This is a genomic window from Streptomyces sp. NPDC060184 (genome assembly GCF_042728795.1).
GTDB lineage: Bacteria > Actinomycetota > Actinomycetes > Streptomycetales > Streptomycetaceae > Streptomyces.
In genome coordinates this window covers 204,781-219,939 of the sequence record NZ_JBHWYX010000001.1, presented here as the reverse complement: position 1 = coordinate 219,939, position 15,159 = coordinate 204,781, and the positions used below count along the sequence as shown (strand labels likewise).

Sequence of the window (15,159 nt, the reverse complement as noted above, 5' to 3'; positions counted from 1 at the left end):
GCCGTGTGGGATCCGCCCGTCCGGTCCGGCGTTTCACGTGAAACGCCCGACCGGACGGGGCGCGGGGGCGAGCGAGGTGTTCAGAGCGCGAGCTTGAAGCCCACGTGACTCGGGGTGAAGCCGAGACGCTCGTAGAAGCGGTGCGCGTCCGTCCGGGTCGCGTCGGAGGTCAGCTGGACCAACTGGCATTCCTGGCGCCGGGATTCGTCCACAGCCCACTGGATCAAACGGGTGCCGAGTCCGTTGCCGCGTTCCTCGCTGTGCACCCGGACGCCCTCGATGACGGAACGGGTGGCACCACGCCGCGACAGGCCGGGGATGATGGTGAGTTGGGCCGTGCCCACCACCCGGTCGCCCCGTACGGCGACCACCAGACGCTGGTTCGCGTCGTCCGCGAGCCTGCGGTACGCCTTCTCGTACGGTGAGAGGTCGTCGGGCGACTCGCGCTGCGCGCCCAGGGGATCGTCGGCGAGCATCGAGACGATGGCCGGGACGTCGGCCAAGGTCGCGGGCCGTATCAGCAGTTCCGTCATGATCGGCACCCTACGCAGGGCGTGCCACGAGGAAAATCTCTCCCCGCCCGGGCGGTACTCCTGGTCAGGCACGACCGGTGGGGCGTATGCCGAAAGTGACGCCGTCCGCCCGGGGCGGGTCGGGCGGCGTCCGGCACCAGGTGGTGTCCGGCCCGGGTCCGCCCGAGACCGCCTAAGCCGGAACCTTGAGTCCCTCGACGGCCCTGACGAGGGGCGCCAGTTCGGGCTGCTCGGCCGCTTCGTCCAGCGCGGCCCTCAGTGCGGAGTCGTTGGTGGGCCGGGCCTCGGTGAGCAGAGTGAGGCCCGCTTCGGTCACGTCGGTGTAGATGCCCCGGCGGTCCGTGTCGCAGAGATACCGGGTGAGCAGTCCCCTGTCCTCCAGACGAGTCACCAGGCGTGTGGTGGCGCTCTGGCTCAGCACGACCGCGTCGGCCACCTGCTTCATCTGGAGATGGCCGCCGGGGCCCTGGTGCTGCCGGCTCAGGACGTCGAGCAGGGAGTATTCGCGGACGCTGAGGTCGTGACCGGCCTGCAGAGCCCGCTCGATGTGCGCCTCGATCCTCCCGTGCAGCAGGGAAAGAGCGCACCACCCCTGGGCCAGGGCAGTCAGGGCGGGGTCCGTGGCGGTCATCGTCTCTCCTCCGTGCGGGAGCTGCTTGCCTCCAGGATAGGGGACGCATGCAATAGCCCGCGTTTGCAATTAACCAGCGTCTGCAATTATTGTTGACGCTTGTAAGGCGCAGACGCAATCTTCAGGAGAGGTGAACCCATGCCGCTAGCGCTCCTCGCCCTCGCCATCGGGGCTTTCGGAATCGGGACCACCGAGTTCGTGATCATGGGGCTGCTCCCCGAGGTGGCCGCGGACTTCCAGGTGTCCATCCCGACCGCGGGCTTCCTGGTCACGGGGTACGCGCTCGGTGTGGTCGTGGGCGCCCCGCTCATGACGCTGCTGGGCACCAAGGTCAGCCGCAAGCGCATGCTGATGCTGCTGATGGGCCTCTTCATCATCGGCAACGTCGTGTCGGCCCTGGCCCCGGTCTTCGGCGTCATGATCGTCGGACGGGTGATCGCCTCGCTCGCCCACGGAGCCTTCTTCGGCATCGGATCGGTCGTCGCGGCCGACCTGGTGGCCCCTCAGAAGAAGGCCGGTGCCATCGCCCTGATGTTCACCGGACTCACCGTCGCCAACGTGGTCGGTGTCCCGCTGGGCACGTACATCGGTCAGACGGCCGGCTGGCGGGTCACCTTCCTCGTCGTCGCCGCCCTCGGTGTGCTCGGCCTGCTCGGTGTGGCGAAGCTCGTGCCGGAGCAGCCCCGCCCCGAAGGCGTACGGCTCCGTCATGAGCTGGCGGCGTTCCGGAACGTCCAGGTCCTGCTGGCCATGGCCATGACGGTGCTGGGCTTCGGCGGCGTCTTCGCCGCGATCACCTACATCACCCCGATGATGACCCGGGTCGCCGGTTTCGCACCGTCCTCGGTCACCTGGCTGCTGGTTCTCTTCGGGATCGGCATGGTCGTCGGCAACCTGCTGGGCGGGAAGTTCGCGGACCGGCATCTGATGCCGATGCTCTTCGTCACGCTCGGGGCGCTCGCCGTCGTGCTGGCCCTCTTCACTCTGACCGCGCACAACAAGGGCGCCGCAGCCGTCACCGTCGTTCTCATCGGCGCCCTGGGATTCGCCACCGTGCCGCCGCTGCAGAAGCGGGTGCTGGACCAGGCATCGGGTGCTCCGACCCTGGCCTCCGCGGTCAACATCGGCGCGTTCAACCTGGGCAACGCGCTCTCCGCCTGGCTCGGCGGCATGGTGATCGCGGCCGGCTTCAGCTACACCGCACCCAACTGGGTCGGCGCCGCACTCGCGGGAGCCGCTCTGATCCTGGCCGTCGTCTCCGGTCTGCTGGAACGCAGCCAGGCACGGGACGGCCGGATCGTCGCCTCCCACACCCCCGAACGGGCCGCCGCGACCGGCGCCCGGTCCTGACTCACCCCTCCCGGCGGCCCCCACGGCCGCCCGCACCCCACCACCCACACGGATCACGCAGGAGAACTCCATGAGCACCACCACCCGCACCGCCGTCACGCCGCTCACCATCGAGGACGCGGAGGCCCTGATCGCGGCGGTCCGCACCGCCGCCGAGGCGGCCGGCGTCGCCGGCGCCGTCACCGTGCTCGACGCGGGCGGGAACCTGCTTGCCTTCCGCCGGGACGACCGCGCCGTTCTCATCGCGGGCGAGACCAGCACCCGCAAGGCCTACACCGCCCTGCAGCTGAACTCCCCCACCGCCGACCTCGTGGACGCCGTCCAGCCCGGCGGGATCTTCCACTCGCTCACCACCGCGCTCGACCGCCCGCTGCTCTTCATCGCGGGCGGCGTGCCGGTGCACCGCGACGGTCAGCTGATCGGTGCCGTGGGTGTCGGCGGCGGCGCCCCCGAGCAGGACCACGCGTTCGCCACCGGCGCCGTGGCCTCGCTGGTCTGACGGCCTTCCGAACGCCCCGACGCCACGCTGCCGGTACGGCCGCGGGGCGTCGGGGCGTTGCCGCACTCTCGGGGCGGCGGCCGGCCGGTCAGCCGGTCGCGACGGTCAGCGGCGCGAACCTGCGGGTCCAGTCGCCGGGCACGTCCTGGCACCCCCTGGTCATCACCGCCGTACGGGACACGGCAGCGAGCCCGCGTGCGGCGAGCCAGTCACGCAGCTCGGTGTGGCGGGTGTCGATCTCCGTCCGCAGCACGAGGTCCGTCTCCGAGGCGAGCGAGGCCACCAGCGCCTTCGCGGTTTCCGTGTCCGGTGCGACGAGCGGCCCGAGCACATGGCTTCCGTCGCTCGGCCAGAGCGCGGCGAACCCCACCAGCTCGCCGGCCCGCTCGGCGACCCGGAAGTGGTCCGAGAAGGCGGGCAGCCGAGCGAGCATCTGCGTCCGCTCCGCCCCGAAGACCGAGGCGTCGAGCGCCACGATCGCCGGGAGATCCCGGGCCGTCGCCCGACGCGTCGTCGGAGCGGGCGAGCCGGGCGTCCCTCCGGTGACCTGCGCCGGGGTGCTCTCCGGCAGGAACCGTCCGACGGACCGCTCCACACTCCCCACGGCGGTGAAGCCGAGCCCTTCGTAGAGGGGTCGTCCCTGGTCCGTCGCGAAGAGGGTCAGCGGGGTCTCTCCGTGTTCCGCGAGGACCTGCAGGAGCAGACGGCGGCCCAGGCCCCGCCGGGCGAACCGCTCCGCGACCAGCATCATGCCGAGCGCGGCGTGCGACGGCACGTAGGAGGTCACCACGCAGGCGGCGGCCAGCCCCTTTCCGCCGGGGTCGTCGATGCCGTACGCCGTGCCCGCCCCGAGGAGCAGGCTCCATCGGTGTTCGTCCCGGGGCCAGCCCCGGTCCTCGCTGAGATCGGCACAGGCGACCAGGTCGCCGCGGGTGAGGTGCCGGATGGGCAGGTCGTCGGGCAGGCCGCGCCGGATGCTGGGCATGGGAGCCAGGCTCTCCGACACCGAGGGGGCCCGTCCACCGTTTTGTCTCTTCCTTCGCCAAGGTTTTCCGCGCCGGTTCCGGGCGGCTCGCCGCCCGTACGCCTCCCGGCACCGAGCCGGGCGCCGGTGCGGGGAAGCGTACGGGTCCGGTGGCGAGGCGTCCGAGCCCCTGTTTCACGTGAAACATGCGCTCCGGGCGCGCCACTCTGCTGCGAACGGGCCGGAATTCCCGTTATGCGCCCGTTGTGCCGGAGGATCCGGCAGACTGCGGACCGGGGAGCCGCGCACCGTGTCGGGCCAGTCAGTCGACCGAGAACAGTTCGAGGCGAGGCACAGTCATGGACGCTCCGACCAGTAACCCGGCTGCCGGATCCCCGCAGCCGCCCACCGCACCACCGCCGCCCCGCGCGCGGCGGGCCGCCACCCGGCAGGCAGCCGGCTCCCGGGACTCAGCCCCTCCGCGGGACGGCACTCCGTCCGCCGACGCGGTCCTGATCCGGCGCAGTCTTGCGGAGATCGGCCCGAGCGCCGACCGGGCCACGGCGCACTTCTACGCGGTGCTCTTCCTGCACCGCCCCGAACTGCGCGAGATGTTCCCGGCCGCCATGGACGTACAGCGCGAGCGGCTCTTCCGCGCCCTGCTGACCGCATCGCGCCTACCCCTATCTCGCCGGGCAGTACGCGGCGGTGGAGACGCCCTGGTGGCCGCGGGTCTGGCGGCCGTACTCCTTCGCCTCCGCGCCGCGCCCCGACGGCCTGCTCACCTTCCACGTCAGGGCGGTCCGGGCGGGCTGGGTCTCCCGGGCCCTGGTCCACCGGGCGGAGCCGGGGGACGTGCTGCGGCTCGGCGCCCCGGCGGGGACGACGACGGTCGACCACACCACGCACACCGCGCTGCTCTGCCTCGGCGGCGGTACCGGGATGGCGCCCGTCAGGGCACTGGTGGAGGACGTCGCCGAACACGGCGACCGCCGACGCGTCGACGTCTTCTGCGGGGCCCGCAGCGAGCGCGACCTCTACGACCTCGACGCCATGCTCCGGCTCCAGCGGACCTACCCCTGGCTCGCCGTGCACCCGGTGGTCGCCGCCGGCCCGACCCGCGGCCGGACCGGCGAGATCCCGGAAGCGGTACGGGAGACGGGACCGTGGAACGAACGGGACGCCTATCTGGCGGGTCCGCCCGGCATGATCCGCAGCGGGGTGCGGGCCCTTCGGGACGCGGGCCTACCGCAGGAGCGCATCCACCACGACCCGGTCGAGGAGCCGGTGCTGCCCGGTCAGGGCTGAATCGGCCCAGGTCGGGCGATCAGCCCAGGTCGGGCGCGTGCATGGCCCGTACGCCCTCGATGTTGCCGTCCAGGTAGTGGCGGAGGGAGAGGGGGACGAGATGGACGGCGGCGATCCCGACCCGGCTGAAGGGGATCCGGACGATCTCGTACTCGCCGCTGGGGGCCTCGACCTCGGGGCCGTGACGTTTGGAGAGGTCCATCGAGGCCAGCCGGCAGACGAAGAAGTGCTGGACCTTCACCCCCGCCGCCCCTCCGTCCGCGATGTGCTCGACGGTGTCGACGAAACAGGGCACCACATCGACGATCTTGGCGCCCAGCTCCTCGTCGATCTCGCGGTGCAGGGCGTCGACGACGGTCGCGTCCTCGGGTTCGACCCCACCGCCGGGCGTCACCCAGTAGGGGTCCACCCCCGGCTTGGTCCGCTTGATCAGGACGAGTTGGTCGCCGTCCAGCAGGATGGCGCGTGCGGTGCGCTTGACCACAGGGCGTTCGGTCATGGCAAGAGAGTGGCCCGCCGACACCCTTCTGAAACTCCCGGCGACCCGTGGTCCGGACGGCGGGCGGCAGCATCCGCCCGCCGCCCGGACGCGCCCGCGCGGTGCCGGGAGGCACAGCGCCGACGCGCTCCCGGAGACCGAAAAGGCTCCGGTGCGCACGGAGAAGTCCCTCCACGCGCACCGGAGCCGCAGCCGGCGCGCCCCGCCGGCCGAACGGTCAGCGGGTGGCCGCGTCCAGGGCCTGAGCCACGTCGGCGAGCAGGTCCTCAGGGTCCTCGGCGCCGACCGAGAAGCGGACGAAGCCCTCGGACACCGCGTCGCCGCCCCAGCGCCCGCGCCGCTCAGCGGTGGACCGCAGACCGCCGAAGCTCGTGGCGTCGTCGACCAGCCGCAGCGCCTCCAGGAAGCGTTCGGCGGTCTCCCGGTCGGCCAGCTCGAACGAGACCACGGAGCCGAAGCGCCGCATCTGCCGTACGGCGACGGGGTACGAGGGGTCGGAGGGGAGCCCCGGGTAGCGCAGCCCGGTCACCTCGGAGCGCTTGGTGAGCGCCTCGGCCAGGGTCAGCGCGGTGGCGCACTGGCGCTCGATACGCAGCTGGAGCGTGGCGAGCGAACGGTGCGCGAGCCAGGCCTCCATGGGGCCGGGGATCGCGCCGACCACCTTGCGCCAGCGGCGGACCCCCGCGGCGAGGTCGGCGTCGCGGCAGGTCACGTGGCCGAGCAGGATGTCGCCGTGGCCGGTCATGCCCTTGGTGTCGCTGGCCACCGCGAAGTCGGCGCCCAGGTCGAGGGGCCGCTGGCCGATCGGGGTGGCGAGGGTGTTGTCGACGGCCACCAGGGTGCCGCCCGCGTGGGCCGCCTCGACCAGCTTGCGGACGTCGCAGACGTCGAGGCCCGGGTTGGACGGGGTCTCGATCCAGAGCAGCTTGGCCCCCTCGAGGGCGGCCAGCTGGGCGTCGCCGCCGGTGGGCGCGGTGCGGACCTCCACGCCGTACGCCTCAAGCTGCTCCCGTACGAGCGGCAGCGCCTGGTAGCCGTCGTTCGGGAGGACCACGATGTCGCCCGCGCGGGTCTGGGAGAACAGGACGGCCGAGATCGCGGCCATGCCCGAGGCGAAGACGGTCGTCACGACCTCCTCCCCCGGCGCTTCCAGCTCACCTATGGCCTTCTCCAGGTGCGTCCACGTCGGGTTGGTCTCCCGGCCGTAGGTGTACGGCCCGACCGGTTCCCCCGAGAGGTGGAAGTGCGCGGCGAAGACCGGTCCGGGAAGAGTGGGCTCGTACTGCTGCGGCTCGGGGAGACCCGCCCGTACCGCCCTCGTACCGTCGCCGATGGTGCTCATGCTGCGCTCCTTGTGTCCTTCCCGGGCCGTCGCCGGTGCTTGTACGCACCTTCTCAGCCCGGGAGCGAACACCGTCGGGGTGTCTCAGTCCTCGTCGGGGAGGACGACGTGCAGGGCCCAGGAGACCACGGAGACGATCAGGCCGCCGAGCACGGCCGTCCAGAAGCCGTCCACGTGGAAGCTCAGGTCGACCGCTCCGGCCAGCGAGGAAGTCAGCTTCAGCATGAGGGCGTTGACGACCAGGGTGATCAGACCCAGGGTGAGGATGAAGAGTGGCAGCGTGAGGAGCTTGACGACCGGCTTGACGAGGAAGTTGACCAGGCCGAAGAGGAGCGCGACCAGGACGAGGGTGAGGACCTTCCGACCGGTGCCCGTACCGGTCAGCGTGATGTCCTGGAGCAGCCAGATGGCCACCGCCAGAGCGGCTGCGTTGGCGGTCGTCTTGACTACGAAATTCTTCATGTGTCTGATCGTGGCAGACACCGACCACGGGGTACACCGTCCGTACGGGAACCCCGGACGACCACGAGGGGCGCACCGCGTATGAAGGCCTTCAGGCTCGACGAGCTGGAAGCGGAACGAGCCGCCAACGACGGCGCCTATCTGCAGTTCCTCCGCGAGCGGAACATGTCCGTGGGGCTGTACGCGCTGGACGCCGGGTCCCTCGATCCGCAGAGCCCGCACGGACAGGACGAGGTGTACTTCGTCGTCAGCGGGCGTGCGTCGATCACCGTCGGCATGGAGACGACCCAGGTGGGCCGGGGAAGCGTCGTGTACGTGCCGGCCGGTGTGGCCCACAAGTTCCACCACATCACCGAGGACCTGCGCGTCATGGTGGTCTTCTCCCCGCCGGAGTCCTGACCCGGACGCCCGACCCGGAGTCCTGACCCGGACGCCCGGCCCGGAGACCTGGTCCGGGGGTCCGACCCGGGGACCGACCCGGTGCGGACCCTAGGGGACCGGTCAGGGGAGACCGGGGGACGCGGACCGCCCGTCGCCCCTCCCGCCGCTCTAGCATCGGTGTGGGCGACCGGGGAGGCCGGGGACCGGGACCGGGAACCCCCGGTCCGGCGGGACAGGGACACGAGAGACGAGGTAGGACGATGGCGGTCCGGGAGATATTCGCGGGTATGCCCTGGTGGGTGAAGTGGATCGCGGTGCCGGTGATCGCGATCGCGGTGTTCGGCGGGCTGATCGCCAGCGTGGTGACCTTCGTGGTCACCCTGCTCTTCAAGCTGCTGCTGTTCGTCGTCCTCGTCGGCGGTCTGATCTTCGTCGTACGGAAGTTCTTCTCGTCCTCCTCGGACTCCCGGCGCGACTGGTAGGCGCGGCCGGTGACGTCGGTGACGTCGGTGAGCCGGCGAGCCGGTGGGGTCGTCACCTCGTCCGGCCCGTTACCCGCGAGGTGACTGCCGTGGGTCCGCCGGGGTGGCCGCCGGCGCACGATGATCACGGAGAGTGGCGTGGATTAGCCCGGCAGAGCTAAGCGGGGCCGGAAACCACCCCACGAATGGCCCCTGCGGCTACAGTGACGGTTTGCTGCCGCCGTCTGGGAAGTAACTGTCCGTCACCATCCTGACCAATGGTTCCGCGACAGTCGAGTGTGTGCCCCGGGCTCGCGGCACGCCCGTGGGGGCGGCCTCCACGGGAGGGCTGACCGCCCGTCACCATGCCTGGGGGTGACCGTGACCACGGCATCGACCACTGTCCCGACGCTGATCGGTTCGGTCCAGCGGGCCCTGAGACTGCTGGAGGCGGTGGGCGCCCATCAGGACGGCGCTCCCGCCAAGCAGCTCGCGCGGGAAGCGGGGCTGCCCCTGCCGACGACCTACCACCTGCTGCGCACCCTGGCTCACGAGGGCTACCTCCGGCGGGAGAACGGTGTCTTCGTCCTCGGTGCCGCCGTCGAGCGGATGTCCGGCCGGGCGGCCGAGGAGAGCAGGCGCGGCAGGCTCAACGACTCGCTCGCGCGCTGGTGCGACGAGCTGGGGGCCCCGGTGTACTGCGCCGTCTACCGCGAGGGCGAGATCGAGCTGATCGCCGTGGCGGACTCGGCCGAGACGCCCGCGGTCGACGAGTGGGCCCCCTTCGCCGAGACCGGGCACGCCCACGCGCTGGGCCAATGCCTGCTCGGACAGCTCGACGAGAAGGCGCGGGAGGACCATCTGCTCCGCCATCCGGTGCGTCCGCTGACCCGTTACTCAGTGCGAGATCGCCCGGTCCTACTTGAGCGATTGCGTTCGATGGAGCGCACGAAACCTGTCATTGAGCGACAGGAGTACGCACTCGGAACGGTCTGCGCCGCCATCCCCATCACCGCAGGTTCGGCCGTCGCCGCGATGGCCATTTCTCTACCCCTGGACCGGCAGGACCAGTTGCTCCCCGCAGTCGAACAACTACGTGGCGAAGTGGCGCGACTCTTGCGTTCGTTCGTGTTCTCTATCAGTATCTGAAAAATCACTCCTTGTGATCTGCTATCGCGTGCACCACGATGGCGTCAATAGGGCCATGGGGGATCATTCCTGGCCAGATTCATCTACTGCGGGGTTGAACGATGCGCGAGTCGGTTCAAGCAGAGGTCATGATGAGTTTCCTCGTCTCTGAGGAGCTCTCGTTCCGTATTCCGGTGGAGCTCCGTTACGAGGTGAGCGATCCGTACGCGATCCGCATGACCTTCCACCTGCCGGGTGATGCCCCGGTCACCTGGGCTTTTGGCCGTGAGCTTCTGCTCGACGGCCTCAACAGCCCGAGCGGCGACGGTGATGTGCACATCGGTCCCACCGAGCCCGAGGGGCTCTGCGACGTGCACATCCGGCTCCAGGTCGGGGCGGACCGAGCCTTGTTCCGGGCCGGCACGGCGCCGCTCGTCGCGTTCCTCGACCGGACGGACAAGCTGGTGCCACTGGGGCAGGAGCACACGCAGGGTGACTTCGACGGCAATCTCGAAGAGGCACTCGGAAGGATCCTCGCCGAGGAGCAGAACGCGGGCTGACAGGCTGTCAGCCCGTTGGTTTTTGGCCCTCCCGCTCGCTCACGCTCACTTCTTGCGGCGTCGGCCCCTCCCGGTCCGTACGGGTGCAGAAGCTCCGGCTTCCGCGCCGAGCCCTGTGCGGTCCGCGGACACCACCAGAGCGGCGAGCGCTGTCGTGACGGGCACGGAGGCGACCAGTCCGATCGAGCCGACGAGTGTACGGACGATCTCCTCGGCCACCAGCTCGCTGTTGGCGACCGTGCCCACACTGCTCTGCGCGATGGAGAACAGCAGCAGCAGGGGTAGCGCCGCGCCCGCGTAGGCGAGCACCAGGGTGTTGACCACCGAGGCGATGTGGTCGCGCCCGATCCTGATGCCCGCTCCGTAGAGACCGCGCGCCCCCATGGTCGGGTTCGCCTGGTGCAGTTCCCACACGGCCGACGTCTGGGTGACCGTCACGTCGTCCAGGACCCCGAGCGAACCGATGATGACACCGGCCAGGAGCAGACCGCTCATGTCGATGTCGGGATAGAGGCCATGGATCAGGCCGGTGTTGTCGTCGGTGTTGCCGGTCAGTCCCGCCCAGTCGATGAAGACCGAGCCCAGCAGCCCGATCAGCACCAGGGAGATCAGCGTGCCGATCACCGCCACCGAGGTGCGCGCCGTCACCCCGTGGCAGGTGTACAGCGCGATGAGCATGATCGCGCTCGCCCCGACCACCGCCACCAGCAGCGGGTTGGACCCCTGCAGGATCGCCGGGAGGATGAAGAGCGTCAGCACCGCGAAGGACACGGCGAGTGCCACGAGCGCCATCACCCCGCGCAGCCGCCCCACCACCACGACGGCGACGGCGAAGATCCCGGCCAGCAGCGCCATCGGCAGCTTCCGGTCCACGTCGGTGACCGAGTACTGCAGGTCGTGCGGCGCGTCCGGGGCGTACGCCAGGACCACCCCCTGACCCTCGCTCAGCTGCCGTGACGCGTCCGGCTGGACGATCTCGGCGAAGGTGCGGCCCTTGTCCTTGCCGCTGGTCACCTCGATGGTGGCCTTCTTGCAGTCGCCGGTGTCCTCGGCCGCCGCGCCCGGGCCGGAGCCGGTCGACGTACCACCTGAGGCGGGTACTTGGGCCGCGTTGACGTCCGCGCAGTTCACCCGCTCCACCTTCACCACCTCTCCCTGCTCGGTCTGCCGGTCGAAGCCCACACCGGTGCGCTCGTGCGCGGGAGTGCCGCCGGGCCAGAGCACCGCCAGGCCGACGACCACCGCTGCGGCGAAGGGGATCAGCACGCACGCGATGACCTTGCGCAGATGGGTCGAGACGGGTGCCGCGGGGCCATGACTGTGCGTATGGCCGTGGGAGGGTTCCTGAGGTTCGGGATGGTCCTGGGAGGAGGTCACCGAGCGATCATCGCAAGAACGGGGGAGGCCCCCTGGTCAGCACGGCCGGGCGGGCGCTAGCGTGATGGCACCTTTGCACACGCGGGAGCTCGGAGCACCGGGCTGAGAGGGCGCTGACCTCGTGAATCCTCACGGGAAACGCTGCGCCGACCGCCGAACCTGTTACCGGGTAATGCCGGCGTAGGGAGTAGGTCTCATGACCACATCGGACGCACGCACGCCTGCCTCCACGACGAACGAGCGCGTCGGGGCGGCCAAGTCCATCGGCTGGCACAAGGGGTACGTCGAGGGCTCGCGCCCCGGCCTCCGGGTGCCGGTCCGTCAGGTGCACCTGACCAACGGCAAGGACGTGACGCTCTACGACACGTCCGGTCCGTACACCGATCCCGCCGTCACCACCGATGTCCGCCGCGGCCTCGCCTCCGTGCGCGGCGGCTGGATCGAGGACCGGGGGGACACCGAGGAGTACGAGGGGCGACCGGTCCGTCCGGAGGACGACGGCCGCGCGCCCGCCTCGCGCGACGGGCTGCGCAACCTCGACGCGCTCTTCCCGGGCGGCGCCCGCGCCCCCCGGCGCAGCCGCGACGGACGCCCCGTCACCCAGCTCGCGTACGCCCGGCGGGGGGAGATCACCCCCGAGATGGAGTACGTCGCGATCCGCGAGAACGTCGCCCCGGAGGTCGTCGCCGAGGAGATCGCGGCCGGCCGGGCGGTGCTTCCGGCCAATGTGAACCATCCGGAGATCGAGCCGATGATCATCGGCAAGCGGTTCCTGGTGAAGGTGAACGCCAACATCGGCAACTCCGCCGTGACCTCCTCCATCGAGGAGGAGGTGGAGAAGATGACCTGGGCGACGCGGTGGGGCGCCGACACGGTCATGGACCTGTCCACCGGCCGCAACATCCACACCACCCGTGAGTGGGTGCTCCGGAACTCCCCGGTGCCCATCGGCACCGTCCCGCTCTACCAGGCCCTTGAGAAGGTCGACGGCCGCGCGGAGGAGCTGACCTGGGAGATCTACAAGGACACCGTCATCGAGCAGGCCGAGCAGGGCGTGGACTACATGACGGTGCACGCCGGTGTGCGCCTGCCGTACGTCCCGCTCACGGCCCGCCGCAAGACCGGCATCGTCTCCCGGGGCGGCTCGATCATGGCGGCCTGGTGCCTCGCGCACCACAAGGAGTCGTTCCTCTACGAGAACTTCGAGGAGCTCTGCGAACTCCTGGCGACGTACGACGTGACGTACTCGCTCGGGGACGGGCTGCGGCCCGGGTCCATCGCCGACGCCAACGACGAGGCGCAGTTCGCCGAATTGCGCACCCTCGGCGAGCTCAACACGATCGCCAAGCGGTACGGCGTGCAGACGATGATCGAGGGCCCGGGACACGTCCCGATGCACAAGATCAAGGAGAACATCGACCTCCAGCAGGAGATCTGCGAGGAGGCGCCGTTCTACACCCTCGGCCCGCTGACCACCGACGTCGCACCGGCGTACGACCACATCACCTCCGGGATCGGCGCGGCGATGATCGCCTGGTGGGGCACGGCGATGCTCTGCTACGTGACCCCCAAGGAGCACCTCGGGCTGCCCGACCGGGACGACGTGAAGACCGGGGTCATCACCTACAAGATCGCGGCCCACGCCGCCGACCTGGCCAAGGGGCACCCGGGAGCGCAGGAGTGGGACGACGCGCTGTCGGACGCCCGGTTCGAGTTCCGCTGGGAGGACCAGTTCAACCTGGCGCTCGACCCGGACACGGCCCGCGCGTTCCATGACGAGACGCTGCCCGCCGAACCGGCGAAGACGGCCCACTTCTGCTCGATGTGCGGGCCGAAGTTCTGCTCGATGAAGATCAGCCGGAGCATCACCGAACAGTTCGGCGGTGACGCGGCTGCCACTCCGGAGGAGATCGAGGCCGGGATGCTGGAGAAGTCGAAGGAGTTCGCGGCGTCCGGCGGGCGTGTCTATCTGCCGCTGGCCGACTGAACCGCCGGGCGGGACGCCCGCGCGCCTTGTCGGGGAGGCGGCGGGTGTCCCGCCCGGGGCGGTGCGGGCGGACGGGGGCCGGGTGACCGCGTCCGCGCCCGGCGGTGCCTCGTAGGGTCCTCGCATGGGAAGCGGTCTGTGGGACACGGGGCTGAGCGACTGGTACGGGCCCGCGACGCCGATGGTGCGCACGTTCCGTGGGTATCGGCCGAATCGTCGCGGAGCCGTCAGGCTCGTCCGCTGGGCGCGGGTGCTGCCTCTGCGGTTCCTCGCCTGCGTCATGGCGGCGATCGCCGTCGGGACAGCCCTGGACGAGGACACCTCGCTGCCCGTCGGGGACCGCCTCATGATGGCTGCCCTACTCCTGGCCCTCGCGTCACTGACCTGGCGGTTCTCTCTCGTCAAGGTCGTTCTGCGCCCCGGCCGGATCGTCCGCTTCGGGGCGTACCGCCATACGGTCGTACCTGTCACCGCGGTCAACCGGCTGCATCGTGAGTCCTTCCGCGGCGGACTCCGTCTGGAGACGGCCGACGGCGAGGAGATCGGTTTCCGCTGGTTCGACGGGTCGCTCTGGGACCTGCTCTACGACTTCTCCGAAGTCTGTGCCGACGCCATGCGCGCCCAGGTGCGGAGCGCTGTCCGAGAGCCCGGCGGCGCGAGCGACGGCCGGGTGGAGCGGCGGTTCACCTGGTCGGCCGGGGCCGGGCTGTTCGCCGCCGGTGCCGTCGCGTCGCTGCTCGCCGGATTCGTCGCCCTCGTGCGGGGCTGAGGCCCGCCCCGCGGGTCAGGCTCCCGTGTCGGGTTCCGGCGTGCCGGGGCCCGGACCGTCGATGCCCGGGCTCCCGAAGCCGGGACCGTCGAAGTCCGGGCTGCTGAAATCGGGGCTGCTGAAATCGGGGCTGGTGAAGGAGGGCCGGGGGCTCTGGCGCGCACCGTCCTGCGGGTTCGAGAAGTCCGGGCTGCTGTACCCGATCTTCGGGATGCGGTTCGGCGACGGCCGGGGGGTGCGGGCGGCGGGTGCGGCGGTCGGGTCGTCCAGCGCGTCGCGGAGGAACGGGAGTATGCCGCGTTCCAGCAGGGCGTGGCGCCAGGCCTCCCTGGCCCGGGCGACCTCCTCCGGCACCTCCGCGTCCTCGTCCAGGCCGTCGGCCGGATCGTCCGTGCCGTTGCGGAGCGCCGTGACCAGCAGGCCGACGGCGGCGGCGAGGATCGCCAGCGCGGTGAGCGCGGCGAAGAGCCAGCCCGCGGTGACCATCGGGCCCGCGACGGCCAGGGACGAGCTCACCGCCTGGAGGAGGTAGCCGACCACCAGGAAGATCACCGCCGCGGAGCCCGCGAGGAGCGGGGCGAGCACGGTGACGACCGCACCGACCCCCACGCGCTCGCCGGTCGCCCCCGGCGGGACCAGGACCTCGTCGGGGTCCTGGTCGGCGTCGCCGGTGGGGACGCGGAGTTCCCCGCGCGCCTTCACGTAGTGCTCGTACTCGGTGGCGGCGGCGGCGGTGATGAGCGCGGTGGCGCTCAGCGCCATGGTCCGCAGCTGCTCCCGGTTGAGCCGCTCGCCGACTCCGTCCAGATCCGGCCGCTCGTGCGCGTGGCGCAGCGCGTCGCCGAGGATTCGCTCGTACTCGGGCCCGTCTTCGGCCAGCAGGTGCGGAGCGCTTGTCATCTGCATCC

Annotated in this window: 17 protein-coding genes and 1 riboswitch; of the genes, 9 read left to right on the top strand and 8 right to left on the bottom strand. The window is 70.9% G+C overall.

Features of this window, described 5'->3' with window-relative positions:
• Window positions 1–80: 80 nt before the first annotated feature.
• A complete protein-coding gene (locus ACFWEE_RS00900) occupies window positions 81–533 on the bottom strand; it encodes a GNAT family N-acetyltransferase (RefSeq protein ID WP_386885201.1) in 453 nt (150 codons plus the stop codon).
• A 172-nt stretch (window positions 534–705) separates the two neighbouring features.
• On the bottom strand, window positions 706–1,164 hold the full coding sequence (locus ACFWEE_RS00895) for a MarR family winged helix-turn-helix transcriptional regulator (protein ID WP_386885199.1): 459 nt from the start codon (window positions 1,162–1,164) through the stop codon (window positions 706–708).
• Between the two features lie 138 nt (window positions 1,165–1,302).
• On the opposite strand from ACFWEE_RS00895, the gene ACFWEE_RS00890 reads away from it, so the two are divergent.
• Together ACFWEE_RS00890 and ACFWEE_RS00885 are read left to right on the top strand one after the other, a co-directional pair.
• Entirely contained in the window at window positions 1,303–2,514 is a 1,212-nt protein-coding gene (locus ACFWEE_RS00890) for an MFS transporter (RefSeq protein WP_386885198.1), read from the top strand.
• 70 nt (window positions 2,515–2,584) lie between these two features.
• Complete coding sequence (locus ACFWEE_RS00885) at window positions 2,585–3,013, top strand: heme-binding protein (protein WP_386885197.1); 429 nt, start codon at window positions 2,585–2,587, stop codon at window positions 3,011–3,013.
• A gap of 88 nt (window positions 3,014–3,101) precedes the next feature.
• Here ACFWEE_RS00885 and ACFWEE_RS00880 read toward each other — a convergent pair whose 3' ends face one another.
• Complete coding sequence (locus tag ACFWEE_RS00880) at window positions 3,102–3,998, bottom strand: GNAT family N-acetyltransferase (protein ID WP_386885196.1); 897 nt, start codon at window positions 3,996–3,998, stop codon at window positions 3,102–3,104.
• Between the two features lie 687 nt (window positions 3,999–4,685).
• Here ACFWEE_RS00880 and ACFWEE_RS00875 point away from each other — a divergent pair.
• The gene (locus ACFWEE_RS00875) at window positions 4,686–5,285 is read left to right on the top strand and encodes an FAD-binding oxidoreductase (protein ID WP_386885195.1); all 600 of its coding nucleotides are present in this window, start codon (window positions 4,686–4,688) and stop codon (window positions 5,283–5,285) included.
• A 19-nt stretch (window positions 5,286–5,304) separates the two neighbouring features.
• Here the strand turns inward: ACFWEE_RS00875 and ACFWEE_RS00870 are convergent, their stop codons facing one another.
• The 3 genes from ACFWEE_RS00870 to ACFWEE_RS00860 all read right to left on the bottom strand — a co-directional run bounded on the left by ACFWEE_RS00870 (window position 5,305) and on the right by ACFWEE_RS00860 (window position 7,588).
• Window positions 5,305–5,784 carry an NUDIX domain-containing protein gene (locus ACFWEE_RS00870; RefSeq protein WP_386885194.1) on the bottom strand — a complete coding sequence of 160 codons (480 nt, stop codon included), beginning with the start codon at window positions 5,782–5,784 and terminating at the stop codon, window positions 5,305–5,307.
• Between the two features lie 217 nt (window positions 5,785–6,001).
• Window positions 6,002–7,126: a cystathionine gamma-lyase gene (locus tag ACFWEE_RS00865; RefSeq protein WP_386885193.1), complete on the bottom strand. Its 1,125-nt coding sequence runs from the start codon at window positions 7,124–7,126 to the stop codon at window positions 6,002–6,004.
• Window positions 7,127–7,210: 84 nt separating this feature from the next.
• Window positions 7,211–7,588, bottom strand: coding sequence for a phage holin family protein (locus ACFWEE_RS00860; protein WP_327176782.1), 378 nt, complete (start codon window positions 7,586–7,588; stop codon window positions 7,211–7,213).
• Window positions 7,589–7,669: 81 nt separating this feature from the next.
• On the opposite strand from ACFWEE_RS00860, the gene ACFWEE_RS00855 reads away from it, so the two are divergent.
• From ACFWEE_RS00855 to ACFWEE_RS00840, 4 genes are all read left to right on the top strand, one after another.
• Window positions 7,670–7,987, top strand: coding sequence for a cupin domain-containing protein (locus ACFWEE_RS00855; RefSeq protein ID WP_386885192.1), 318 nt, complete (start codon window positions 7,670–7,672; stop codon window positions 7,985–7,987).
• Window positions 7,988–8,229: 242 nt separating this feature from the next.
• A complete protein-coding gene (locus tag ACFWEE_RS00850) occupies window positions 8,230–8,451 on the top strand; it encodes a DUF5326 family protein (RefSeq protein ID WP_386885191.1) in 222 nt (73 codons plus the stop codon).
• Between the two features lie 360 nt (window positions 8,452–8,811).
• Window positions 8,812–9,579 carry an IclR family transcriptional regulator gene (locus ACFWEE_RS00845; RefSeq protein ID WP_386885418.1) on the top strand — a complete coding sequence of 256 codons (768 nt, stop codon included), beginning with the start codon at window positions 8,812–8,814 and terminating at the stop codon, window positions 9,577–9,579.
• A 101-nt stretch (window positions 9,580–9,680) separates the two neighbouring features.
• A complete protein-coding gene (locus ACFWEE_RS00840; RefSeq protein ID WP_266706557.1) occupies window positions 9,681–10,118 on the top strand; it encodes an SsgA family sporulation/cell division regulator in 438 nt (145 codons plus the stop codon).
• Window positions 10,119–10,163: 45 nt separating this feature from the next.
• Here ACFWEE_RS00840 and ACFWEE_RS00835 read toward each other — a convergent pair whose 3' ends face one another.
• Window positions 10,164–11,495 carry a YibE/F family protein gene (locus tag ACFWEE_RS00835; RefSeq protein WP_386885190.1) on the bottom strand — a complete coding sequence of 444 codons (1,332 nt, stop codon included), beginning with the start codon at window positions 11,493–11,495 and terminating at the stop codon, window positions 10,164–10,166.
• A 71-nt stretch (window positions 11,496–11,566) separates the two neighbouring features.
• Window positions 11,567–11,699: riboswitch (TPP riboswitch) on the top strand.
• On the opposite strand from ACFWEE_RS00835, the gene thiC reads away from it, so the two are divergent.
• Complete coding sequence (thiC, locus tag ACFWEE_RS00830) at window positions 11,692–13,482, top strand: phosphomethylpyrimidine synthase ThiC (protein WP_386885189.1); 1,791 nt, start codon at window positions 11,692–11,694, stop codon at window positions 13,480–13,482. Its footprint overlaps the riboswitch before it by 8 nt.
• 124 nt (window positions 13,483–13,606) lie before the next feature.
• On the top strand, window positions 13,607–14,251 hold the full coding sequence (locus tag ACFWEE_RS00825) for a hypothetical protein (RefSeq protein ID WP_386885188.1): 645 nt from the start codon (window positions 13,607–13,609) through the stop codon (window positions 14,249–14,251).
• A gap of 15 nt (window positions 14,252–14,266) precedes the next feature.
• Here the strand turns inward: ACFWEE_RS00825 and ACFWEE_RS00820 are convergent, their stop codons facing one another.
• Window positions 14,267–15,157, bottom strand: coding sequence for a hypothetical protein (locus tag ACFWEE_RS00820; RefSeq protein WP_386885187.1), 891 nt, complete (start codon window positions 15,155–15,157; stop codon window positions 14,267–14,269).
• Window positions 15,158–15,159 lie beyond the last annotated feature (2 nt).